Source organism: uncultured Algoriphagus sp. (assembly GCF_963974365.1).
Taxonomy (GTDB): domain Bacteria; phylum Bacteroidota; class Bacteroidia; order Cytophagales; family Cyclobacteriaceae; genus Algoriphagus.
This window is the reverse complement of the sequence record NZ_CAXBBX010000010.1, coordinates 141,851-166,722: the sequence shown is the minus strand read 5'-3', so window position 1 is coordinate 166,722 and position 24,872 is coordinate 141,851. Positions and strand designations below refer to the sequence as shown.

The following is a 24,872-nucleotide window of genomic DNA, read 5'->3' as shown; positions in this document are numbered from 1 at the left end:
CTTAACGTTGCAATAATTTTATAAAAAATATAATTATCAGCAAGTGTGCCGATTGCCAGTTTTTCTTCTGAAATAAATAGTAGTGCTGAGTGTGAAGAAGGGGAAGAGTATGCTAAGTAAATCAGGAGAAGCTTTAATATCTACTCATCTATTCTACCAGAAAACAGGTCGCAGGGAAGGTGTTACTATCGGTGGCAACAGGTCGATTAATAGGCAGTAGCTGTTTACTGCATGTCAAACCGAGGATGTTAACTCCTGGTATTTTTAGGTTGGATGATAGACGAGAAAATTCTAGCATACTGTGAGACAATTTGGGCAGGGTTAACTTCCGACCAAAGCTTGTTATCTGGTTCTGGAAGTGCATGCTTGGGGAATTCCACTAGAATCTTCTCCAATCCATTTTCTATCTCAGTCTGATTGGTGTTGTCGAAAAGATGAAAGCCTTTTTGATCTGCAAAATAATTGGCTGTAACACCATTTTTAGGAGAGAGTGCAATAATGGGCTTTTTCAAAGAGGCGTAATCAGAAAGTTTACTGAGCATTAGAATTCCTTCAGGGTATTGGGCTTCAAGGATCAATAGGAAATCAAACTGGACCAGCTTCTCAATCATCTCTGAATAACCAAGGGGATTGTGTACGAAAACACAGTTCTCTAACCCCAGCTTTGGAATAGCACTCAACAATTTCTCCTGAACCATTCCAAATACATGCAGTTCAAATTTCAATCCTTTTTTTACTAGGGAATGCAGGGATTCTAACAACAAATCCAGTTGGATATTATCCAGCATATTGCCGGCATGGACAATTCTGGGTATTTCGCCCACCTGATGTGTTAAGGAAAAATCAGGGTAAAAACCTATATGTGGTATAATCTCAGTTGCTGCAGTTAGACCTTTAAGGTTTGTCTTTAAGTAATGCTCTAGTAATTGGCTGGAAGGGAAAGTATTTAATGTAGCTGAACTAAAAGCTCTTCGCGAGATCAATTTAAAAAAGAAGGAGGCTTTTCTTGAAACTTTGTGTCCTAAAGGTCGAATATCATCCGTAGGGTCATTCCAGTTGGAGACAACAGGGATATTCCAGACTTTGCCTAGTCTCAAACCTAATAAATGAGGAAAAAGAGATGGCATTCTGGTCATAATTAGATCAAAGCCTTTCTCTTGGTGGAGTTTGGTGGCAAGTTTCTCAGCTTCCAGTCCCCAGCGAATACCTTCTACCGGTAATTTGTATCTCAGTATTCCCTTGAGTGAGGAGGAAATCTTATTAAGCTTGGATATTTTGCCAGAGCTAGGATAATACACTTGATGTTCAAGTGATTTCCACAATCCAGACCATGCGTCATTATACACTATGGTGGCTGGGCGGGAGATAACATGTACATCATGGCCATTTTCCTTCAAGGCCATTACCAATTTAGCATTAACAAGAGCCTCTGAAAATTCGTAAGGTGGAAAAGCAGTGGTAATAAATAAGATTCTAACTGTTTTCATTTGTATAAGCCTAATCCTCTTAGGATTTTTCTGAATGGCCTTATTAAAATTAAAGGTAGGTTGGTGAATTCTTCTAAAATTTCGATTTCAAGTCTGCCAGACCTTTGCGGGTCTGGAGATTTTAATGCCAGGTCTATTATTTGTTGGTAAGCATGCATCATCACCTTCAAGGAGAAATTCTTCTGAATAGAAGAAACTGCATTTTCGCTAATTTCTTTCACCAATTCTTGATTTGTATAAAGCGCTAAAATATGTGCTGCAAACTCAGAAATATTCCCAGGCTCCGCTAAAAAACCATTTTTTCCGTGCGTCACAATAACGTCCGTCTGACCGGGAAGACGGTATGCAAAAGGTATCAGGCCGTTAAGCATGGCTTCTTTAAGCACTAGGGCTCCACTTTCAAATTTCGAAGGGAAAATCAAGTATTTATAGTGAGATAAGGTATCGTGAACCTTCTCGGGGTCTAGTTCACCTTTCAAGCTTATGTTTCCTTCAAGCCCAAAACTTCGAATCATATTTCTCAGCGCTTCTTCATGCGTACCTGATCCATAAATATCAAGTTGAACCTCCCGGAAATTTTCAGAAACGATCTTCATAATCTCAGGAATATCCATGACACCCTTTTCAAAATCATTTAATCTGCCCAAGTAGACAAACTCCTTCGTTTTGAGCGTAGTTGTATGAGAGATATTCTGCGTATCCAGGCAATTAGGAACGACATGAATCATTTCCTGTGGCACAGCATATTCCTTAGTCAGGCGTTCTGCAAGGATTGGATTGACACAAAGGATATTTTGAATCTGAGAAATATTGAAAGATGCATTGAAAAGCATGGATTCTAAATTCCCATGAACTATCGGGAAGACGCGTGTAGCGGGTGGGAGAAAACCCAAAATACTGTGCGCGTATTGCACATCATTTAAAAAAAGGAGTCTATACTCCTTTAGCTTATTCAGAATTCGAAAAGCATGTTTCTTTTTACTTTCCCATTGACTGGGCAGCACCTGCTCTACTTGCAAGCCCATGGATTGAAACTTTTCGCTCCACTCCCCTTTCTTCATGATTTCTATGATTGTAGGCTGGTACCCATGAGCTAGAAGGCCTTGATACAGATTTAGGATTACCCGCTCAACGCCACCTATATTCAATGCATAGGTTACAATGCCTACTTTCAAATTATCTGGGTTTGGAGTTTTGATTTTCTATAATAGCTACGATAAACCAAAAATAGAATAATTAGATAGAGCACAAAAGCAATCAGTCTGGAGATGACCAATCCCATAGATGAGTACGAGAGAAGTGCGAAAGTAAGTCCTATGAATGTAATACTCCAGGCGGCAAAGACCAGTAGGCTGGTCCACAATCTCCCGCTCGCTACAAGGACATTGTTCAGAACTATACATAGGGATTGCGGGATGAGTGTAAATACCGAGACGAAAATCAGAATCCCTACACCGGTATATTCTACGCCATATATTTTACCTATTGATTCTCCAAAAATCAAAAAGATGATACTGATAGGAATGAAAATAGCCAAAATCGTCGCGGAGGCATTTTTGACAATTCGGTTTACCTTTTGGTATTCTTTTTTCGCCCATAAGTCAGAGAAAATCGGCAAGAAACTGCTGACCAAAATATAGGTGATAAAAATAAGCACATTAAACCATTGGTTGGCCACATTGAAATCTGCTAAATCATCATAGCCCCCCTCCTTATTTGTTGCCAGCAAGGACATGGTATACCAATTCGTCGGAAAAATCAATAGACCGGACAGCAGTGAAGGAAGACTGTAATTGAACAGGATTTTATATTCTTTCAATGCACCAGCAAACATGATTTTCAGCTGGGAGCGTTTAAGTAATTTCCTGATGAGGTAAAATGTAGCCAAGTAGGTGACAAAGGGCTCTATTGTCATCCCTAGTACTGCGCCATAGAATCCAAACCAATAAGTGAGTGCTATTTTCATTATGGTCAGCGTGATACCGAGCAAGATCCCTAAAAAGGAATTTTCCTTGAATGCTTCAAGACCATTGATCACTCCGTATTGTGCGCCATTTAGAGATCCAAACAACATGCCTGTAGCCATGAGACGAAGGCTACCCTCTAAATGCGGGGCATTCAGGGAGTTTGTTGCCAACATACCAGCAGTAAGCTGGACTATGGTGAAAATCAACAAGCCCATGGTGGCAGAAAACAGGAATGACAAGCCAATTATTCTCCCTGCCTTGGGTCTATCTAGGTCTCGAAACTCGGCAATATGCTTAGTAGCAGTCTGAGAAATACTGAAGGTAGTGAACATACCAAACATGGCTATGGTACTATTCAGCATTCCAAATTCCCCATACGCTTCTTTGCCTATGAGCCGAATAATTATGACTGTACCTATAAATGAAACTCCCTTGCTGAAAAAATTAAGTATAGCATTCCAGAAGGAGCCTCTAAGTATCCTTTTAAATAATTCAGAAGAAAATGCCTTCTCAAGAAGGGAATGTACTTTTGGATAAGCGCGAAACTTATCAATCCATGGGTTATTCATCTATAATTCAGGATTGAGCTATTTAAGCATATCCAGGTTTATTTTTTGTGATTTTACGCTTCTTTGTCCGTAGCATTTGTTTAGCCAAATGGCCGCGGCATGCTTCGACAAGCTCAGTAACCGCGCTCGGCCACCGGGTATTGTTTGTGAAATGTTGAGGTATGTGCAAGAAGTCATTTTCCAATAACTGAAAAAAGCTTTCCCTATACTAACTATCCTAGCCAGTTCTATTTGACGACTGTTATGGTCAAGTGTCATTCCGTAACAGGTAATTAGGAGGATGTTGAAAATTTGGAAGAAATAAGATAGAGCAAAAACTTAGGGCTGGAGATAAACGTTCTTCTCCACAATCTTTTTGGTTCGTTGAGCAATCGGGGTAACCATTCCAGTCCCAAGTCTATCCATATTTTACTTGGTCTTTTGACATTACCTGAATAAAAATCGAACACTGCTCCTATGGAACAAATTACTTCTACATCTAAGGAATCTTTATTCTGGTGCACCCACTTCTCTTGCTTCGGAGCAGTCATCCCTACAAACAAAATCTGTGGCTTAACCTTATTGATGATTTGGTGGATATGGGCATTATCCTGATCATCCATCAAAGGCTTAAATGGAGGGCTGTAGCAGTGAAACTCAATATTTGGATAGTCTGATTGCAGTCTAAGCTGAATTTTTTGAAGTGTACTGTCAGTAGATCCAAGGTAAAACACCTTACCGCTCTGCTTATTCAGCAACTCAAGAAAATGCAAATGCAAGTCGTAGCCTGCTACTTTCCGGATTTTGGCGCCATACATGAATCTGCTAGCCCATACTATACCCACACCATCTGGAAGTAGGATATCCGAACTAGTGAGTGCCTGCTTAAACTCGGGATCTTCTTCAGCTATACAATAGGAATGCGGGTTAATAGTATTAATAACAAATTTACTGTCCTCATTCCATGAGGTAGGTAATTGGGTTTGTATTACATAATCTTTAAACCTGATTTCCATATCTTAAACCTACTGTTCTTTTAAAACGATTTGCTCAATATTTCTTAGAAAATTTTGCTCAAATTTCTCTAATGTGAATTCTTGACTAAAATCTTTCCGGGCAGCTTTTCCTAACAAAGATCTCATTTCTTTATTATATAGCAATTTTCTGATTACCAAAGACAAGTTTTGGGGATCTTTTGATTTTAAAATCAATCCATTTTCCTCATTTCTAATAATAGAAGGAATTCCTCCTTCAGTGGTGGTGATAATAGGAAGTCCAAAAGCCATCGCTTCCAATAGTACTAAAGGGAAGCATTCTTTACGATAGTAAGTAGGAAATACGAAGATATCTGAAGACTGGATTAGTTGAAGTTTTTCGCTTCCATAGCGTTTCCCCAAAAAATCGATTTGTTCCTTGATATCAAGCAAGGCAATCTCTTCTAGCAATTCCTTTTCAGAAATATCACCATCTCCTCCGACTATAGTGCATTGTACAGGAATGTCATCTTTTTTCAATAATGCAATGGCCTGAAGTAAATCAAAGATTCCTTTCTCCCGAATAAGATTCGAAAGGAAAAGTAACTTCAGTGGTTCGTTACTTTCTTTGGAAACTAATTCTTGGTAAGGATCAGGAATACCGTTGGGGCATATATAAAGTCTTTCTCTTCCCACATATTTGCAAATGTCTGTATATAATTCCTCTGCTAAGAGAATGACATAGGTGTTGTTAAAAAACCTGCGGTATAGCCAGTTATCGACCTTAGAGTCTTGGTAATTACTAGCCCCTTTATTGTGAAAATGAGCGATAAATTTTCCTGAAAACAGCTTGCAAATCATGGCTAATGGCCAATCTTTATAAAACCCCATCCCTCCTGCTGTAGGGGTCATGTAAGTGAAATGGGGCCTTATCAGGATTAACTGAACTAACACTTTGAAAAAAAGTGAAACTATTCTCAGGTACTTGGCAATTCCTTGCCCTCCGATTTCATCTACAGAGGTAGATGTGTTCAGGTTGATATAAGTAATACTGAAAGCTTGGTTGATTACTTTACTATCCTGAATATACTTCCCCATCATTGAAGCTCCATGGACAGGAGGCGGTATTGATAGTAGAAATAGTGCTTTTTGCATTTTTGCTAATTCAAATCGGGGTGCAAAGATAGCACAATATTGTGGCTAGCCCGAATAAGATTTTAAAACTGAATGAGTTTAGAAATCACCTTAAAAAGTATTAGCCCTGTGAAGCTAGGTAAGGTATACATGAACTTCCCCTTACTACAGTAGAAAACTAGTAGTTACTTTGTCGCTTGTACCCTGAATTGAGTATGAAAGCAAGTCGGGCTTTAAACTAAAAACCCCATAAGAAAATGTGACTTCTGTTTTCCACTGCTTCATTTTTCTTCAGAGACTTCAGCCTAACTATGCCTTTCTCCATTTTATATAGATTTTATCTTTGTCACTTTTTGGCGATCAAAAAGTAACCATCCCGTAAGGCTCACCCATCCGGATGATAGTCTCCGGAATCCATTCATAAATAAACCAGGAGTAAACTCCATTAGAATCGTGGTAGTACCACAATTATTCACCTCTTTTCAGAGAAGAGTCAGAAGAAGACTTAGCATTTGAACTAGCATGGAAGTCATCGACTACTTGCTGATAATAGGAAATAAATTGAGGGACAATTTTTTTATCGGAAAAGCTTTCAATCACCTGCTGGACAGCATTGTTTGATATTCTGCTTTTTTCCTGAAGGGGCAAATTCAGTACTTTTTCTATCAGGTGGGATAATGTAACAGCATCTTTTGGTTGGATTAAAAATCCAGTTTCCTGATCATCGATTAATTCACTCATTCCCCCTTCAGCACTGCCAATTACCAATGCGCCGGAGAACATAGCCTCTAAAGTAACCAAGCCTAAGGCTTCCCAGTGGGAAGGAAAAACAGCAATGCTATGTGACTCATAGATGGTGTTTAATTCTTTTTTTGTGATATGACCCAAGAATTCACACCATTTCTCGTCTTTTAATTCCTGCTGGAGATTTTTGCCATAGCCACCCAATTTACCTGCTATGGTCAAAGTGAGATCAATCCCCTTGTTTTTAAGGATCTTGCAGGCTTCAACCAGTTCCCCTACACCTTTTTCATACGAAACAGTCCCAACAAAAAGGATCTTATACGAAGCCAAGGACTCTTCTGTGCGTCTAAATTGCCACTTTTTTAGATTGATAGGATTATAGAGTACGTTGATTTTATCAGCAGGAATATTGAAATATTTGGATGTCCAATCTTTCAGGCTATATGAGCATGAAGTAAGATAATCTGCGCTTGACAATACCCTCTTTTCAAAATAGCCTGTGAAAAAATTAGGTATAAGTTTCGGTCTAAATTTAAAGACACCACCATTATTGCGATCGAGCAAACTAGATGTTTGTAATCTATAAACAACGGGAAAATCAAAGTTTTTGAAAAAGACAGACTCAGCTCCAAATTCAGATACTTCCAGAACATCTACGTTTTTCAACTTAAGGACTTCACGTAAAACTTTTAAACGATAGGAGAAGAAGCGGAAGAAAATCCTGAACTTCTTCATAGTAATCATCCCTGGTTCGACCTGCGGAATGATAAAGTCCCCACCCTCTAAATTTATTTTTGTGAAATTGCCTTCAACCTCAATTGAATTTGTTCTAGTATCATCTGAGGCAGTGATTAAGGTCACTTGATGTCCATGATCCAATATCATAGAGATAAGATCGTGAAGATAAGTAGCAATGCCTCCTCCCCTTTTGGAGTTATGATATTCCCTTGATACAAAAACTATATGCATGATTTATATACGTCGTTCTAAGATATTACTTATGATTAAGAATACCAGATGCTATTCTATTTGCCACTTTTTCGGGTGAGTACTCTGCCTCAATTTCTATAGACGCTTCTCCCATTTTCTGAAGATTTTGAGAATGGAAAAAGTCCAACATTTCGAGAATTGAACTCTCTTTGAGCACATCAAAGACTTTACCATTCACACCGTCTTTGACTAGTTCGGGGTAGCAGCCATTATAAATTGTAGTAGCTACGGGTAGTCCACATGCCATGGCTTCCGGAACAACCAAACTCCAATTATCTTCCAAAGTAGGCATGACAAATACATCAGCAGAGGAATAATACTCATGAATATGGTCATAGTCCACGTGTCCAAGAATCTTAATAGACTCTGTAGATGAGTACAAGTCTTCTATTTGAGTTTTCAATTCTCCATCACCGATAAGTACCAAAGTATCATCCGGGTGGGTGCGAGCGTGGATGAGCCAAGCCTCACAGAGCTCCAGAATTCCTTTTCTATGGATGAATTGACCTACAAATAAATAGTTTAATCCTGATGGCTTCACTTCTGAATTATTTTCTGCAAGATTATCGGTACGTTTTGCAAGGTTGGCGCTATCTGCAGACATACAGCCTTCGATAATAGGTTTAGTACCTGCATTGATATCTGTTTTGAGGTAATCAGTAGTCAAGCTCCCATTTGCTAAATACCCATCAACAAATTTGCTGACCAAGTTTCGGTATTTTTTCCTCCAGTAAGGGCAATTTCGTTCGGTATGGTGAGTTCGTTCATAAGCAATCCATAAAGGGATGTTATTGGTTTTGGCATAAAAAGCCACTAAAGGTGTCCATTGAAAGAACCCTTCAGCTATCACTATATCCGGCTTAATTTCTTTGATTGCTTTCAGCAGACCACGCTGAATAGGGACTTGAACCCCTTGATTTGAGAATTCTCCCAGTTTACCAAAGTTCAGAAAGCGCTCCCCTTCCATACCATGAGAATTTGGTCCCAGGGCTTTTTCGACTTTTCCAATAACCCTCTCCGGAATGCGGTTTTTAGAGTATAGCAGATGAAAATCACCTTTCAAGCGCTTATTCAACTCCTGATAAAGTGGGACTCTGTAATCTAAAAAGGAGGGATTAACCCAAAGTACTCTCATTAACCTGATTGATAAATTTTAGAAATAAGCTTTTTGGAAATAGGAACAGGTAATATAGAAATACCTAGAAGTATGATCAATTTAAAACGTTCACCAGAATAGCTATAGGACTGGAGTAATTTTCTGCGTGCATGGGAGTTTTTTCCAACTTCAAGAAGTAATATACCTTTATTTTTCAACCATCGACCAAGGTAAAGGCTATAGCCTACTTTGCCTGCTTGCAGTGCAAAAGGCAACAGTTCAAGCATCTCCCTGCCTACAGGATCATTATCAGTTTCGCGCAAGGTAGAGGCACCTTCATTTGCGCTATGGAAGATATACTTACCCAACGGGCGGGTGGAATAAGCTAATTGATGACGAAGCATCAATCGGGTCCAGGTAATCAGATCTTCTCCAGACTTTATCCCCACAGGGAATCCACCTACTTTAACCAGAGCTTCCTTATGAATAGCAATGGCCGAGGAATTAATAGGTGGATGAGATGCTGCCGCTACCTGGAAGTAATTTTCTACTACTCCTTGGTCCTCTTTAAATTTGATATGATTGATGGTAGCTGTCTCAGTTTTACCTGAGAGGTAGAAAAAGGTATAGGAAGTAGCAAGAACTTTTTCTTTAGGAAAAAGCCTATTTAAAGATCTGATTTCTTTTAAGAACTCCTCGTCCCATTGATCGTCCGCATCCAAAAAAGTAACCCATTCATAAGATGCCTCTTCTACTCCTCTATTTCTTGCTGCAGAGACTCCCTGATTGGACTGGCAAACCAATCGAATCAAAGGGTTGCTCAGCTGTCTCACCAACTCTCTGGAAGAATCCTGACTTCCATCATCGACCACTATCACTTCATCAGGCTTTTCGATCTGATTGAACACAGATTTAAGTGTCTGCAATATTGTGTCCTCTTTATTGAATAAAGGGATAATCAAGGAGATCTTCATCGTTATAAATAAGCAAGCCCTCTTTTGCTTGCAGAATAGGTAATACCAATCATTGCGAAGAAATAATTGGGAAAGAAAATTGTGTATTTAAGAATATTATCTGAATACATGAAGAATAAGAACCCAACGAAGAGTGTGAGGGTGGAACCGATCAGCACCTTAAAAAGGGGAATAGTATCTTGAAGATAGAACTTCATCAACTGAATAAAGGTGACAGCAAAGCCAGCTAAAAGGCATATTAAGCCAAGCCAACCGTAATTATACCGTACTGATAGGTAATCATTATGTGCTTCCGCTGAATCCTCTCCAGCCAATTCACTCAAAACAGCATTATCAGACCTAGGACCGTTTCCAAAAATGGGATTTTTGGCTAAGCCAGGCTCCAATCCTAACTGCCATGCTGTTCTTCCGTTTGTATTAAGCCCACTACTACTCTCATAATAGTTGATACTCAAGTCAGAAATCTCTCCTTTGCCATCATAAAAGGTTTTCTTTTGAAAGGACTCAGAGCTAAAAACTATGGCAAACATGACCAAACCTAGGAGCGCATATGGGATTTTGGAAGAAATACTTTCATTAGAAAAGTGAATTACAAAAGAGGAGACAAATACCAAAATGGCCATTCGAGTAACAGACAAAAATGGCATCAGGAATAAGAGCAGGAATATGATCAAGTATTTTTTGTCACCAAACACGTAATAAACACCAAGGGAGACGGTGGCCATCACATACAGCAGCATAGGAGTAGAAGCCATGTGAGGAGAATATCCCGTAAGGACTTTATATACCACAAATAACAAAAACACAATAATTATCAGCCTTGCAAACTGCTGAAACATCCAAAACAATTTAGGCCAGGAGTAAGTAAAGGAGGAAGCCACAATTCCTATAATGATAGGAAGAACATATTGAATGGTGAGCTGTAATCCTATAAATGAAAAATCAACAGATAGGGCTACAATCAGGTAAAGTATCCAGAAGATCCAATTTACAAGAGGGAACATTGGCCTATCCTTCAGGGAAAACAATAGATAGATAGAAACCAACAGGCAGATAATCCAGGAAATCCCAGTCCAGTTGAACCCGAAAAATAATCCTGGAAGTATAGGGATTATCGAAGTCAAGTAAGGAAGAAAAGAACAGAAAAACAGTGTGTTAAATAACAGTTTAAAGTTCTTATCCGGGATTTCCGTTCTAATACTGAAAAAGGTTATTAACTGTTCCATTCAGAGGAAAATAATATTGCTGAGTTGTAGTGTTTCAAATGAGGTTTAATAATGCGCAATTTAGAAGGAAATCATGATGAATTAGACATTAAACTGTAAAGCTTCCCAATACTTTTATGGTAATCCTCAAAATCAAAACGGCTTTTAATAGACTCCTTTGCTGCCCGGGCCAATTTCATTCTCAGGTCTGAATCCTGAACAAGGAGCAACATATTTTCCATCAGAAGTTGTGCATTTCCCACAGGGAACAGCAAACCAGTTTCACCATGTGTAATCACTTCAGCCAGCCCAAAAGAATCTGATGCGATGACTGGTTTTCCCACGTACATAGCTTCAGCAGCATATAAGCCAAAGGCTTCAAAGCGAGAGGGCACTACTACAATATCCAGGTTTGAAGTAATGGTTACTACCTCAAGCGGAGGTAATTTCCCCAGGAATTGGACATCTTCGGTCAAGGCTAACTCCTGCACTAGATTCCGTAATCTATTTTCATCCTCTCCTTCCCCGTATATAAGCAGCTCCATGGCTTCGCTAGACTCTTTACGAAGGAGGGAAAAGGCATGTATTAATACATCAACTCCTTTTACATAATTAAGCCTACAGACGGTTCCAATCCTAATTTTCTTGCTTGGGCTTGCTACTTGAAGCTGGGAAAGCTGAAAATCTATCTGTTCCGTATCCAGTGAATTGTAAATAGTGCAGTGTTTAGGAGCTTCAGTATAGGACTTTTTTAGAGAAAAAAGGTGACTATCACCAAACCAAGACTTCTCTGTGCTGAGGGATACAGAAAGAAAGGTAGTACAAGCAAAGGAGGCAACGTTCAATATTAAGCCTGAAAATCTACCGTGCGACGCTGTTTTGGGTTGATGGACAGTGGCTAGCACTTTCTTTATTTTTGCTAATCTGGCTGAGACAATTGGAAGGGCCCCAGGTGCTACGTACTGCACATGAAATAAATCGAAGTTGTATTCCCTTAGTTTGGCTGCAAGCGATCGTATAAAGGAGAATGTTCCTATAGCTCTATCCCATTTCAATAGTGTGACTGTGGCTCCGAGGTTCTCAAATTGTATGACCATCAAAGGATCATACTCAAAGTAACAAATCACATTCACGTGATAATCATCCAGAATCAGGGACCTCACAAGGTTCAAGGTTTGGATCTCTGTGCCTCCTACTAATAAGCAGGGAATCCCTACACCTACATTTACTGCTTTATTGGACAAGGCTTTTCAATAAATCTGATAAAATAATTGTCTGATTTTTTCGGGTAAAGAATTCCGGATTAGAATCAACTTTCGTGGGCCAATTACCTTTTCGAAAATCTTTCACAGCAGCGAGCAGATAAGCTTTCATTGCTTTGACAGAACTAATTGCAACGCCAAAGTGATGAGTCTCTATAAGTTCTTGCAATTCTGCCCCATCCCCTGGAACGCAAACAATTGGTTTTTGCACCCCTGCATATTCGAAAAACTTGGTCGTTAAAACTCCTTCTCTTCCCTGATTAGTAATAAGCAATAATGCTTGGCTACTTTTCATAATTTCCACTACTTGGTCCATAGAAACCCGGGGAAAGAACTGAACAAATGTTTTATTTTCGTCCGTAAGATAGTCTGATAATTTCCTCTGGTCCACGCCGTAAAAATTAATCTTCAGATCATTTGTGCCTAACTCCCCTTCTTCAGATAACTCAGAAAGTGCCTGAAACAAAATAGCTGGGTTGTGATACCAATCATTCAAAATCCTTCCGAGATAAGAGATAGTGAAAGTTGAATCGAGGATATCTGTAGTTTCGAAGCCTGTAGCTTTAAAAATTGCGTCATCGTATCCATTGTAGATGACTTCTGTTCTTTTACTCAACTTATCCTCTAAGATTTTTTTATGGAATTGGGAAACAGTGGTTATTAAATCTGCCTTTCTATTAGTAAAATGCCTTCTCCAAAGCATCCTGATTAGATGGACTTTTTCTTGAAGAGATCGTTTGTCAGATTTTTCCTGTTCATAGATATCCCTAAAGTCAACTACAAATTTGCTTGAGGCTTTTTGGGCAAGCATTTCACCAAGAGTAACTCCCCACTGGTCAGGAACAGAAGCCAGAATTATATCGAAATTTTGAGTTTTAATTAATTCCTCACCAATAGGAATTGCTAGATCTAGGAAGCCAGGAGGTGAGGAATACTCAGGGTAGAAAAAGTCTCGAAACTTTCCTGTCCAATTTCTTTTACCGATATATTCATGCTCTGAGGGATTACTAATTCTAATAATTTTATCCTGAAGTGATGGAGGTAAATCTACCTGCATTCCAGAATCCATCACAGGATCTTCTGTAGGGATCACTCTAGTGATCACCCAAACGTCCCAACCCAAAAGGGTAAGGTATTTTGCAAACATGGTGGTACGCACTCCTCCTACAAATGCCTGAGGAGCGAAAGAGGGACTAATAATTAAAATCTTACCCAAAACCGTGTAAACAATTCTAAATCAAGATGAGTAATGCTTTTACTTCTTCTTGCCAAGAAGGCGGCCAAGTGCCCCTGCTTTATCATCCTGATAATATCCATAGTCCTTTCCATAGCCATAACCATAACCATAGCCATAGCCATAGCCATATCTATGATCCACCTGGAAGTCATTAAGGACAGTATAGATTTTCTTCAACTCTTCCTTCTCTCTAAGGCTTTCTACAACCTTGATGTTTGATTTTTCAGAGTATTTATGTCTGAACACAAAAATATTAATGTCAGAATATTTAAAGAGTTCTTTAGTCTCAGACACTAAACCAACCGGAGGGCAATCCATCACTACTATATCGTAGGTCTCTTTAATTTCCACCATCATTTTGGCAAAAGAATCCTGAAGGATAAGTTCTGCTGGATTTGGAGGAACAGAACCAGAAAGCAGAATGTCCAAATTCTCGAAATTGCTACTTTTAACAGCATCTCTCCAATCCATTTTCTTACTTAGCACAGTACTAATCCCCACTTTGTTCTCCATCCCAAAATCATCGGCAATTTTAGGTTTCCTTAAATCCAATCCCATTAGTAAGACTTTTTTACCAGAAAGGGCATAGACTGAAGCCATATTAATGGCGCAGAAAGTCTTTCCTTCACCTGATATGGAAGAAGTGAAGAGGATTACAATTTTACTCTTGTCAGGAATCAAGTAAGACATATCAGATCTAAGTGATCTGAAGGATTCCGTCACCCCAGATTTAGGGCTTTCCAATACAACTCGGGAATGATCTAGATTTCCTTTACCTATTATGCCGAGAAATGGAATGTCTAAGTGTTTTTCAAGGAAACGAGGATCATCTACCTTATTATTAAAATAAGATTTGATAGTTATAAATAAGAAAGGAATGCCCAAGCCCACAAACAAACCTATGATCAAGTTGATCGATTTTTTAGGGAATACTGGAGCCAAACTGGATCTTGCTGAATTCAGTATCGAATTTTTAGGGAAATTAGATGCTTTGGTGATCTCGGCTTCGTAGAGTTTTTCTTGTAGATAAACGTAGATAGACTCATTTATCTCAAACTGTCGCTGGATACCAACCAACTTTCGTTCTGTGGCTGGAAGCTTATTGATCTCCCCATTTATTCCATTGATACGGGAAGTAAGTTGAGCAATATTGGCTCTAATATTTGAGATTGCAGAATTCACATTCTCTGACAAAACTTTTCTTGTATTCTCGATTTTTAGGTTAGCTTCTACTATCGCGGGATTCTGGTCAGAGAAACTAGCTGTAAGTCTGGTCTTTTCTGATTGAAGTTGAATTAAATTGCCCACCAAAGTAGTAAGCAAGTTATTCTCCATATCAGCAATAGACGGAGCCATTAATGCATCAAAATCTTCTCTATCGAGATACTCTTTCAATTGATTGTAATACCTGAGAGAAATTTCAGCCTTAGCACGTTCATTTTCAAGTTCCAACAAGCTTTCATAGACTCTTGAACCTTCCTCACTTAGGTTGAATATTTTGTTGTCTGTACGGTACTGCTGTAATCTATTTTCAAAAAAGGTAAGGGAATCAGTAATTCCGCTAAGTTGATTTTGAATAAATAAGATGGTGGCATCTGATGCTCTGTTTTTTTCAGCCAATTCTCTATCGAGATAGGCATCCATCAGATTATTCAGGTAGTTTTCTCCCCTCTTTCTAATACCTGAATGAAGCGATAAGGCTAAGATCGAAGACTGCTCGTCTACTAATTGAACAGACAAGTCATTTGCCATACCCAAAGCCAAGGATGGGGTATCAATAATTCTAAAGTAAATTTCTTCACCTGGCAATGCTCCTGCATTCTTAATCGTCATTTTACTGAAGTCATTGACGATTAAGGAATCAAAAGAATACCCACGTTCGAACATTTTCATATTGCTCAAAGTGGTATTATAAAAGGGGTCATTAGGATTGTAAACAGACATTCCATCTTCTGCGACTTCAAGCTGATATTGCTTGTCATCTATCACAGTGAGCTTAAACAATCCGCCTACAATTTGTGGGTGTTTCCAGTCTACTTCCAAAAGTACTGGAGTATTACCATACACCTGGGTTTTCTGGAACATCCCATCTCTATAATACGAGACATTAAAATTAAGGTCCTTCAAAGCTTCTTCAGCCAGGAAGAAAGACTTTAAAATCCATACCTCATTTTGGGTATTCATTTTATTACTTCCAAGCCCCGCAGAGCTAAATAGGTCTGCAGTGATATCAGGCTTTTCTTCGTTGAGAATTATGGTACCTCGAATCTGGTAAACAGGCATCGCGTACTTATTAAAAAGAAACGCAATAGCTACGCAAAGAATGACACTAAACAAAAACCATTTCCAGTATTTTGCATAGTTGATTATAATTGCCCTTAAATCAAACTCTTCATTAGATTTTGAAATTGAAAAAACAGGGTAATTAAACTGATTATTCGACGGAGAGGTAGACATTAAGGATTACTTTGTAAGGTTTAGCACTAAGGCTGCAAAAGTAAATAGTGTGATCAGCAAGGTAAGGGTTTGAGCGGCATTTTCGCCTGCACCTACTTCTCTAACTTTGAGTGGTTCTGCATAGAGCTGATCATTAGGTCGAATGAAATAAAAATCGCTAGTAAGAAGGTCTCGGTCGTTCAGATTGACATCATAGATTTCACTACCATCCGCAAATTGACGAATAAGTTTGATCTGATCTCTATTAGCGAGTATGGTAAGATCTCCAGCATTTGCAATTGCCTCAAAGATTGTCATTCTATCTTGAAGAACCACGTATTTTCCGGGAGCACGAAATTCCCCCAATGCACTATATCTGATACCACCCAATTTCACCTTTACAAAAAAGTCTCCTTTTATATAAGCTTTGAGATCATTTCTGATTTGTTCTTTTGCCTCGTCAATGGTAAGATTACCTACGTTGACATTTCCAAGAAGTGGGATATCAATGAATCCATCTTTATCCACAGTGTATCCAGTCATATAATACACATCTCCTCCACCCTGCCCAGGTTGCATTGCCATAGTTTGGGTGCTTTCAAAACTATTCAGGCTAAATCCTTTTCGTAGGATTTCATCATTCGTCAGCACATGCACATCCACAATGTCATTGTACTGAAGACGATAGTCTATCATATGATGTGGTATTCTTTTTCCTAGTGCCAAACTTTCATCATTCTCTTCATTCTGGAGATAAAGCACCTTTTTGTTGGAAATGCAGGAAGTAATCAATCCGAAAAAGCAAATAATTAAAAGTATCCTATAGGCATAATTTGCTCTAGAGAAATGGTTTGAGTTATTCATATTTATAAATGTGTGACAAATTTGAGTGCAATATTATCTAATTAAAATAAAAACACCAGAAGTTTCTCCTTCAAAACCTCCTCTACTTCTATAATTTCCTTTGTAAACGTAATTCCCATTCATGGCTGGCTTACCACGGAAGGTGCCATCCCAGCCTTTATCTTCCAAAGTATTGGATTCATATATGAGTTCTCCCCATGTAGTGAATACATACACTTTCAATTCTGCAAGACCTCTATGCTTAGGGAAGAAAAAATTATTTTTGCCGTCAGTACGGTCTGGAGTGAATGCATTAGGGAATTTGATATCAAAGCTATCAATAATTTCAAGTTCCATTAGTGCAGAGCTTTCACATCCAAGATCATTCCAAGTTTTGAGTATGACTACAAAAGTACCAATTTCGTTATATGTATGAGACGGCGAAGCTTCAGTGGAAGTATTGCCGTCACCGAAGTCCCACTCCCATCTAACCGGAGTACCTTGGGAAAGATCTTTAAACATTACTTCATCCCCAATACCAACCTCGGCATTAGTGACTGGCTGACCAGGCACTACTTCGATATCATATTCAAAAGAAGCTACAAGTTCTTCTTCAGCAATTCTTACCAAAATTCTCTCTGTTGCAGTATAGCAGTCGGAATTTTTCTCCTTCATTCTAACCTTATATATGCCTGTTTCGGAAACGTTAGAAATCTCATCCACCTTCATTTTATTACCATCATTATCCAGCACCTCATAATCATAGGAATTTGGGTCATATCCATCAATATAAAGTGATAGATCAACTGTTTGAGTTGGGTCGCAAACTAAGGAAGGATTGCTTGTTCTTAAGGTAGGAATTGATTTGACTGTGACTACAGCTTCTGAAAGATCCCTGCTACAAGCAGCATTAAGATCCAATTCAGCAAAGTAACTATACGGTGAATTAGCTAAATTCAATCCTTCAATAGTGAGTACCCCCTTAGCTGTAAGGTTATAGGAGATATTTCCTTCAGTACTATTTCCAAGAGGAATTTCATTCAGTCCATCGCTGTCTTTGAACCATGAGAACGTAAGCCCACTACCCTGACCTCCCTGTACCCGAGGTGTAAGTATTGCGACATCACCTTCACAGATGGTTTGATCATCTGTTACTACTTTAAGCGGCTCATTAGTAATGGAAAGACCATCTTCATTCACTGAGCATTGGTTGGCATCTGTGAGTGTTACATTGTAGGAACCTAGCGGTAGATTATCGATTGTAAAATCATTGCCTGTCCAAACAATAGCTGAGGATGGAATCGGGCCATCAGATCCTACTACAGTTAAGTTGTAAGGGACAGTTCCTCCTGTAGCAGTTCCAAACAACCTACCATTTGGACTTAGGCAAGTAGCTCCAATGGCAGTCAACCCTTCGATTTCCAACGGTGCAGCAGGGCCAAGTATTGTAAAGTCTCCTACCTCCACAATACAGCCACTCGTATTTTGCGCCCGCAATGAATAGGTGCCTGCCGCAAGGCCATCAATTATAGAATTAGGATAGGAAGTAAACGGACCTCCGTTCACGCTGAATTCTAGTGTCTGATTGTTCGGAATATCCAACTCTAAACTTCCTCCATCCCCATAGCATAACTCAGGAATAGGATTCACCTGAACTTTAGGATTACCAAACACTTCTATAGAAACTTCTTTTTCATCGCCTGCGCATATTCCTTCACCTGACACAGTCACCCAAAGTTTGAATGGAGCATTATTGATTGTTACTCCTTCTAGAATCAAATTCCCTTTACTATCCAAGTTGTAAGTTATTCCATTTATTACCTGACCATCTGCGATCTGGTTGGCAGCGCTGACTGAGCTTGTGTACCAATTAAATATTGCGTTCGTATTAGCTGGATTTACCGTAGGAGTAATGGAAATAGGGTTGCCATCACAGCTTGAATAGACAGGGTCTACTATAACCTCGGACGGACCATTGTCCACAGTAACTGGCGAGGACAAGGTATAAAGACAACCTTCTGCATCGGTAATACCAAAGGTATAGGTGCCTTGACCTAATTGATCAAAGGTATAGGTCAGGTCAGATGTAGTTTGTGTAAGTTCGGTACCATCAGTAGAGGTAAGAGAAATTATATAAGGAGCGGTTCCGCCTTCCCATTCAAAGCTCAGGTATCCATCTTTCAATCCACAGGCTGCATTTTTGGAATCCACTAGAGAAGCCTTAATCTCCAAAGCAGGTTCGATGGTAACTGAAAATATCTGAGAACAAACAGCTCCTTGCGCATCGATATCGTAATCTCCAGGAGCAAAAGTGGCCGCAGCTAATTCGGTAGCAGTATAGGATGTGTTTCCAATTTGGAATAACATACCAGGCTCTACATTTCCGGAAACTATGATTTTACCATCTGCAGCTTGAAAACAGCTTTCTTTTTCTCCTGTAAAAGTGAGTTTAGGGAACTCAGATACTTTGAATGTAACAGGTATCTCTACTCCTGTACATTCCACAAATAAATAGTAGGTGTACGTTCCAGCTGGGAGGCCATCAATTTCAAGAGTTGAGTTCACAAAGTTATTTGGATCAACTACAATGGTATAATTGATAGATGGATTAGCCGGGTCTGGACCATCTTTGATTAAACCACTTTGATTTGGATTTTTATACCAAGCAATGGTGGTTCTCGCTGAAGGTGCATTAGGATCCCCTGGCATGTGTACTGCTTCTAGGCTCACTAGCTCTCCAAAGCACACCTGAGCTGGTGGAGTGATGGTATACACTGGATCCGGAGCTATTTTTATTTCAAATTCAAAGATTTCTGAGCAGCCTTCAGCATCAGTTACGGTAAGGAAGTAAGTTCCCGCAGCGAGGTTTTCCACCTTAGAAATAGTACCTGAAACAGCCGCTCCTGTAGGAGTATCTTTGGTCCACTGATGGGTGTAATTGCCCCATCCTCCAGAAATAACAACGTCAAAAATCTCCCCATTATCCTGTCCACAACTGGCCGCAAAGGTATTGTAGTTATCCAATGCAATAGGCCCTTCAGGTGTATCTATAACAAAATCCTCAGTAAACAAGCAACCGTCTGCTTGATTAGAATCACGCATGGTAAGGGTGTAATCACCAGCCGGAAGATTCTCAAACAAAGGCTCTGACTGCCAGTTATTCCCATCTATACTAAACTCAAAAGTTTCGCTTCCCCCGCTATAATTCTCCACTTGAAGAGTACCATTAGCATCTCCAAAACAGATAACAGGAGTTGGGGTCAATGTGGCTGTAAGTGGAGCCAATACCTCCACACTAGCCTCAGAGTCTACGGAACAGATACCCGCCCCACCTACTCTAGCATAATAGGAATAGTTGCCCGTGGTAAGCCCATCTACGGAAAGGCTAAAGTCTGGCAATATTGTAAAGCTTGTAGCTCCATCTTGATCTCCAGTTAGGATTTCTTGGCTGTAATTAGAATCCTTGAACCATCGTAAAGTATATGCGGTACCAGGAGGTGCTATAATGTCGGGAATCAGTACTGCTGATATGCCTGCACAAATCTCTTGTGTAGTGGGAGAAACTTCTATTTCTATTCCATCATTGTTTGTCAATGTGATTAGTGGAAGCTGCTTCTCACATGCATTGCTGTCTACTGCCTTGATATCATATTGCCCAGGCTCCAACTTGGATACGGTTATTACCGTGCCTGCCTCGGTCACATTAAAATCAGTCAGTGGAAGATTGTTAATTGTAATGGCATAGGTAGGAGTACCACCTAGGACCTCAAATGAAATAACACCATTAGCTGCTCCACAGGTAGGGTCTTCCTGAGAAATTAAGGTAATAACTAGCTCGGGGGTAGGTTCAATTGTTTTAGTGATTTGCTGCAGGCATCCTGTAAGCTCATTTTTCACTTCAATGATATAATCTCCGGATGGTAGACCTGTAAAGGAATTTGAGGATGGATCAAATGAGGCGGAATTCCCTTGAATCGAATAAGAGTAATCAGGCGATCCACCAGAAACCAGTGAAAGACTTCCGCTCGCATCTCCAAAGCATAATGGAGAAACAGGTTCAAATTCCGTCTCTGGTATTGGATTAACAGTTAAGGTGACAGGAATAGGATCCAGCTGACAATTGTTAAGGATGTCAGGCTTTAGATAAAACGTGTAGGTATCGGCAGAAGCAATATTACTTACATCAAGTTGCCCATTGCCTGAGTTGACATTAAAGGTAATCCCAAGTGTGGAATCATCACCAGTTATAATTTCATCTGTTGCTGCTGCGTCTTTAAACCAGCGGAAAACCGGAACTGCGTTTGGAGTACCAGGGTTTACTTGAGTTGGAATAATTGAGGTTGATTCATTTATACAGATTTCATCATCTTCCAGTGTGTATTCAGGTAAAATCTGAGCTATTAGTTCAGGACTTTGCTCAACTGGACAGCCATTTTTATCCTGAACTTGTATAGTATAGGTACCTTCCGGAAGATTCTCTACAAGAAATGAATTTGGAGTGGATTCAGTTGGGTTAAATGTACTTAGAGCATTCCCATTGATAGTAATGGTGTAGCCTCCAGCTGCAAGAGGGGTTCCTCCAGTAACTTCAAATGCCAACTGCCCATTGTCAATATCACAGGAAGGATCGACTTCTTGAGTCACATTTAAGATGAGTTGCTCCGGGTCTACCAGTTGTACCTCAATGGTATTTTCGCATTGAGTGGCAGTATTTCTTACTCTGATCGTATAATCTCCCTCAGTAATTCCAGTATTAAATAGAGGACTGGACTGATACCCTGTCAATCCGTCGATCATGTACTCAAAATCTGAAGGGCTTCCGTTGGTTATATTTACTTCTATCAGGCCATCACTACCTCCAAAACAGGAAGCTGACTGAGCTCTGACAATTTCTATAATCGGGAGTGGGTTTACAGTAATTGTGGCTGGCAAAATCGGCAAATCACACACTACTGGGCTTGATACACTTACAGGATCAATTGAAGGTTTGAAATAAACCTCAAATGTTTGCAAGACATCAGAATCCGGGAAATTTGAGGCAGTTAAAGTACCATTTGCAGGGTCAACTGTGAAGGTGATTCCCCAAGGATTAGGATTTGCCCCCCCGATTTCTTGGGTAGCAGCTGGATCTGAATACCATTTGTATTGGGTAGGAAGACTTGGAGTTCCAGCGACAAGAGTATTAACCCCAAGAGAAGCAGTCTGTCCAAGACATACCGTGGCATTGAAAACCTCAAAGACCGGCAAAATTTGAGGAGATATCGTTTGATCAGAACTTATCTCACATCCTTGTGCATCTTTTAGAGTAAGTGTGAGTGTGTATTGAGAAGCCGAAGAAACCAAGTTGGTAACTTCAAAAACATCCTCTCCGACTTTAGTTACTGCTGGTGGAGTAGCTTCAGGATAACCCGTGATAGAAACAAATTCATAGGTCCCATTGCCGCCTTCGACCATCCATGAAATAGATCCATTATCCAGTTCACAACTAGGATCTGAGTAGGCAGTTACATTTAATTCTAACGTATTGTCAGGACCTAGAATTTCAAAATCATAGCTCTGCTCACAATTAGGATTATGTGAGGTACCAACAACAGTGTAGTTACCTTTGGACAAGCCTTCAAAAAGTCCGGTAGACTGAACTGGTCTTATCTCATTTCCACTTTCATCTAAGAGCGTGTATTCATTCAAGACCTCGTTTCCTCTTCTGAAGACGATGTCAATACTTCCCATATTTCCTAAACACCAATCATTCTGCACTATAGGTGGATCATTGGTGACAGCGGGATGCACTGTGACGGTAGCTGCAATTTCCAAATCCCCCAACATGGAGCAAAAATTTTGATTTCCGGAACGGTTCTCCTCCAGCTCTACATAATAAGTATAGGTGAAAGGACTTCCGGCCTGGGAGAGTAAGCCATCAATTATTAAATTTCCAGAGGCATTAATTTCATAAATAAAACCATCTGCAGCAGGTGAACCTGGATTTGAAACTATTGGTTGAGTTTTTCCAGCATCCTTATACCATAAAAATTTCGGGGTGGCTCCGTTAAGGTAAATAGGATCTACTTGAGGGACAATAGTTACAGTTTCCCCTTCGCAGACTACAAAAGTATCCTCATCCACAGTGACTGGGGTACCTAGCTCATCTTCTATTATCGGAACTGCTAACCTGTCCTCGCAATACCCACCAGATCCATCTTCCAGTGGATTTCTGATGACAAGTACATATTGACCTAAGTTAATGCCATCCAGTTCAAAGGTAGCTGCATCCCCGTCACTTACTACATTACCAATAACGACACCCTCTCCTAGGTTAGTCTCAACACCAGCAGTATTGGTGTATAACCAGAAATGCTCAAATCCTGGGACTAAATTCCCTACTTCCGCTGTGATTTTTCCATCATTTTGACCATCACAAGTCGGAAGTTCAATGACAGGTTCTGAAAGGAATTCAGGAATTGGGTTAATGATTACGACTAATTCTTTTGGCTTAGATGTTAAGCCGTAACTATCAGTCACGGTATAATAAATTTTAGATCTACCGGTAGCACCTGCGTTCGGGGTAAAAACTACCTGAACCCTATCTCGCAAATCATCAAAATTGCCGTCGTTTAAGTCTTCAATTGTAGCTTCGAAAGTCCCTAAGCTTGTTGGAATCGGATCCAAATCACTGATACAAGACTCGCAAATCGGGGTTAGACCACATTGGGTATGATCAATGTCTGATGAAAAAGTATTCCAAGGTGCTGATGGGTTATTTAGGTCCAAACCATCCTCGTAGAGCTGAATACATTTAATGTAAGCCTTATCAGAACTTTTAAGATCTACATCTATAAATATTTCAAGCTCTTCATCGACACATGTTCTATAAAACTCATCGGAGGCTACTGGTCTTTGAGCTTCTTCTACTTTAGATACATCGACTGCCAGATTTCGAATTTCATGGAAGTTTTTGTTTTCACCTGTAGCTGCAGAAAAACCTAATTTAATGTTTTCAGGTGCGTCAAAATTATAATGTGTTGGCCCAATAACTCGATATACTGTACCTCCTACCCTGATATCTACTGTCAAATCATAGCCTACATCAGGACGTGGAGAGAGATTGACATATACCTTTCTATATTCAGGGTCTGCGCAGGTAAGTCCAGGAAAAGGTCCTGTATCAATAGGAAATTGGTCAGCAACAGGCCTTGGCGCTATATTAACTTCTTCGTAATCGAAGACCTTATAGTCATCAATCTCCGGACCTCTAATTCCGACAGTATGAGGATATCTCATAAACCCAGGGAGTTTTGGGTTTGGTCCTAATCCATTTGGTTTATTCGGAGGCGTAGATTCCAAGCTGATAAAATTACCCCATTCATCTAATGCAACGCCTATGTAAGCTCCAGATAATCCGGGGTGAGTCACAGCTCCTTCGATTCGTGGAGCATAACCTAATGATCCTCCAAACCCTCCAATGTTAAAAGGTAGCGACGGAGGTAAATCTCCATATGCCCCATCAAACATAAAAAACACAATCCCGTCAGCACCATCACCACCATAACTTAGGTATTCAAAAGAAACCTGAATACCATATTCTGGAGAGAAGGGCAAATCAAGGTATACATAGCCATCCTGATATTGGTTATTTCCAGTAAGTCTAATAGACTGTCCAGTAAGTGCGGTAGCTAAATTACCAGGACCGCTACCATTACCAAAAAGTGTAACATCTGGTCTTTTAATATCATTTATAGTCCCGATAAACGGTTCACAGTAAGGATAACCCTCTCTAGAAATAGATACCTGACCATTTACTGAGCTCGGTAAAATCAGGAAAAGAATACTACTTATCCAGAGGAAGGTGGAAATAACACTGAACGATATATACCTGCTAACTAATTGGTTCATTAATAGCCCATTGTGGTGTCTTGGCTTTCAAATATAAGCATATACAGGATAAGGGGATTGCAAAATTAATTTAACCTATAAAATG

Annotated in this window: 14 protein-coding genes; all 14 read right to left on the bottom strand. The window is 39.7% G+C overall.

What is annotated here, in order from left to right:
* Nucleotides 1–248: 248 nt before the first annotated feature.
* The gene (locus AACZ87_RS14795; protein ID WP_339868330.1) at nucleotides 249–1,487 is read right to left on the bottom strand and encodes a hypothetical protein; all 1,239 of its coding nucleotides are present in this window, start codon (nucleotides 1,485–1,487) and stop codon (nucleotides 249–251) included.
* Nucleotides 1,484–2,662, bottom strand: a complete 1,179-nt coding sequence (locus AACZ87_RS14790) for a glycosyltransferase family 4 protein (protein WP_339868328.1) — start codon at nucleotides 2,660–2,662, stop codon at nucleotides 1,484–1,486. The genes AACZ87_RS14795 and AACZ87_RS14790 overlap by 4 nt, the downstream gene beginning before the upstream one ends.
* Nucleotides 2,659–4,023, bottom strand: a complete 1,365-nt coding sequence (locus AACZ87_RS14785) for an oligosaccharide flippase family protein (RefSeq protein ID WP_339868326.1) — start codon at nucleotides 4,021–4,023, stop codon at nucleotides 2,659–2,661. The genes AACZ87_RS14790 and AACZ87_RS14785 overlap by 4 nt, the downstream gene beginning before the upstream one ends.
* Nucleotides 4,024–4,295: 272 nt before the next feature.
* Entirely contained in the window at nucleotides 4,296–5,018 is a 723-nt protein-coding gene (locus AACZ87_RS14780; RefSeq protein WP_339868325.1) for a WecB/TagA/CpsF family glycosyltransferase, read from the bottom strand.
* A 9-nt stretch (nucleotides 5,019–5,027) separates the two neighbouring features.
* A complete protein-coding gene (locus AACZ87_RS14775) occupies nucleotides 5,028–6,131 on the bottom strand; it encodes a glycosyltransferase family 4 protein (protein WP_339868323.1) in 1,104 nt (367 codons plus the stop codon).
* A gap of 447 nt (nucleotides 6,132–6,578) precedes the next feature.
* Nucleotides 6,579–7,823, bottom strand: a complete 1,245-nt coding sequence (locus AACZ87_RS14770) for a glycosyltransferase family 4 protein (protein ID WP_339868321.1) — start codon at nucleotides 7,821–7,823, stop codon at nucleotides 6,579–6,581.
* Nucleotides 7,824–7,848: 25 nt separating this feature from the next.
* Nucleotides 7,849–8,979, bottom strand: a complete 1,131-nt coding sequence (locus AACZ87_RS14765) for a glycosyltransferase family 4 protein (protein ID WP_339868320.1) — start codon at nucleotides 8,977–8,979, stop codon at nucleotides 7,849–7,851.
* Nucleotides 8,979–9,914 (bottom strand): glycosyltransferase, encoded by a 936-nt coding sequence (locus tag AACZ87_RS14760; RefSeq protein ID WP_339868319.1) that lies wholly within the window; start codon nucleotides 9,912–9,914, stop codon nucleotides 8,979–8,981. Before AACZ87_RS14760 ends, AACZ87_RS14765 begins: the two co-directional genes overlap by 1 nt.
* A gap of 2 nt (nucleotides 9,915–9,916) precedes the next feature.
* Nucleotides 9,917–11,140 (bottom strand): O-antigen ligase family protein, encoded by a 1,224-nt coding sequence (locus tag AACZ87_RS14755; protein WP_339868317.1) that lies wholly within the window; start codon nucleotides 11,138–11,140, stop codon nucleotides 9,917–9,919.
* Nucleotides 11,141–11,211: 71 nt separating this feature from the next.
* Entirely contained in the window at nucleotides 11,212–12,363 is a 1,152-nt protein-coding gene (locus AACZ87_RS14750; protein ID WP_339868315.1) for a glycosyltransferase family 4 protein, read from the bottom strand.
* The gene (locus AACZ87_RS14745; RefSeq protein WP_339868313.1) at nucleotides 12,353–13,597 is read right to left on the bottom strand and encodes a glycosyltransferase; all 1,245 of its coding nucleotides are present in this window, start codon (nucleotides 13,595–13,597) and stop codon (nucleotides 12,353–12,355) included. The genes AACZ87_RS14750 and AACZ87_RS14745 overlap by 11 nt, the downstream gene beginning before the upstream one ends.
* Nucleotides 13,598–13,636: 39 nt before the next feature.
* Nucleotides 13,637–16,075 carry a polysaccharide biosynthesis tyrosine autokinase gene (locus AACZ87_RS14740; protein WP_339868311.1) on the bottom strand — a complete coding sequence of 813 codons (2,439 nt, stop codon included), beginning with the start codon at nucleotides 16,073–16,075 and terminating at the stop codon, nucleotides 13,637–13,639.
* Nucleotides 16,076–16,081: 6 nt separating this feature from the next.
* Nucleotides 16,082–16,918: a polysaccharide biosynthesis/export family protein gene (locus AACZ87_RS14735; RefSeq protein WP_339868309.1), complete on the bottom strand. Its 837-nt coding sequence runs from the start codon at nucleotides 16,916–16,918 to the stop codon at nucleotides 16,082–16,084.
* A gap of 33 nt (nucleotides 16,919–16,951) precedes the next feature.
* The gene (locus AACZ87_RS14730; RefSeq protein ID WP_339868307.1) at nucleotides 16,952–24,787 is read right to left on the bottom strand and encodes a PKD domain-containing protein; all 7,836 of its coding nucleotides are present in this window, start codon (nucleotides 24,785–24,787) and stop codon (nucleotides 16,952–16,954) included.
* Nucleotides 24,788–24,872 lie beyond the last annotated feature (85 nt).

Coding starts and splice junctions, on each gene's coding strand:
- AACZ87_RS14795 (WP_339868330.1), bottom strand. CDS start 1,487: ATGAAAACAGTTAGAATCTTATTTATTACCACTGCTTTTCCACCTTAC.
- AACZ87_RS14785 (WP_339868326.1), bottom strand. CDS start 4,023: ATGAATAACCCATGGATTGATAAGTTTCGCGCTTATCCAAAAGTACAT.
- AACZ87_RS14780 (WP_339868325.1), bottom strand. CDS start 5,018: ATGGAAATCAGGTTTAAAGATTATGTAATACAAACCCAATTACCTACC.
- AACZ87_RS14775 (WP_339868323.1), bottom strand. CDS start 6,131: ATGCAAAAAGCACTATTTCTACTATCAATACCGCCTCCTGTCCATGGA.
- AACZ87_RS14770 (WP_339868321.1), bottom strand. CDS start 7,823: ATGCATATAGTTTTTGTATCAAGGGAATATCATAACTCCAAAAGGGGA.
- AACZ87_RS14765 (WP_339868320.1), bottom strand. CDS start 8,979: ATGAGAGTACTTTGGGTTAATCCCTCCTTTTTAGATTACAGAGTCCCA.
- AACZ87_RS14760 (WP_339868319.1), bottom strand. CDS start 9,914: ATGAAGATCTCCTTGATTATCCCTTTATTCAATAAAGAGGACACAATA.
- AACZ87_RS14755 (WP_339868317.1), bottom strand. CDS start 11,140: ATGGAACAGTTAATAACCTTTTTCAGTATTAGAACGGAAATCCCGGAT.
- AACZ87_RS14740 (WP_339868311.1), bottom strand. CDS start 16,075: ATGTCTACCTCTCCGTCGAATAATCAGTTTAATTACCCTGTTTTTTCA.
- AACZ87_RS14735 (WP_339868309.1), bottom strand. CDS start 16,918: ATGAATAACTCAAACCATTTCTCTAGAGCAAATTATGCCTATAGGATA.
- AACZ87_RS14730 (WP_339868307.1), bottom strand. CDS start 24,787: ATGAACCAATTAGTTAGCAGGTATATATCGTTCAGTGTTATTTCCACC.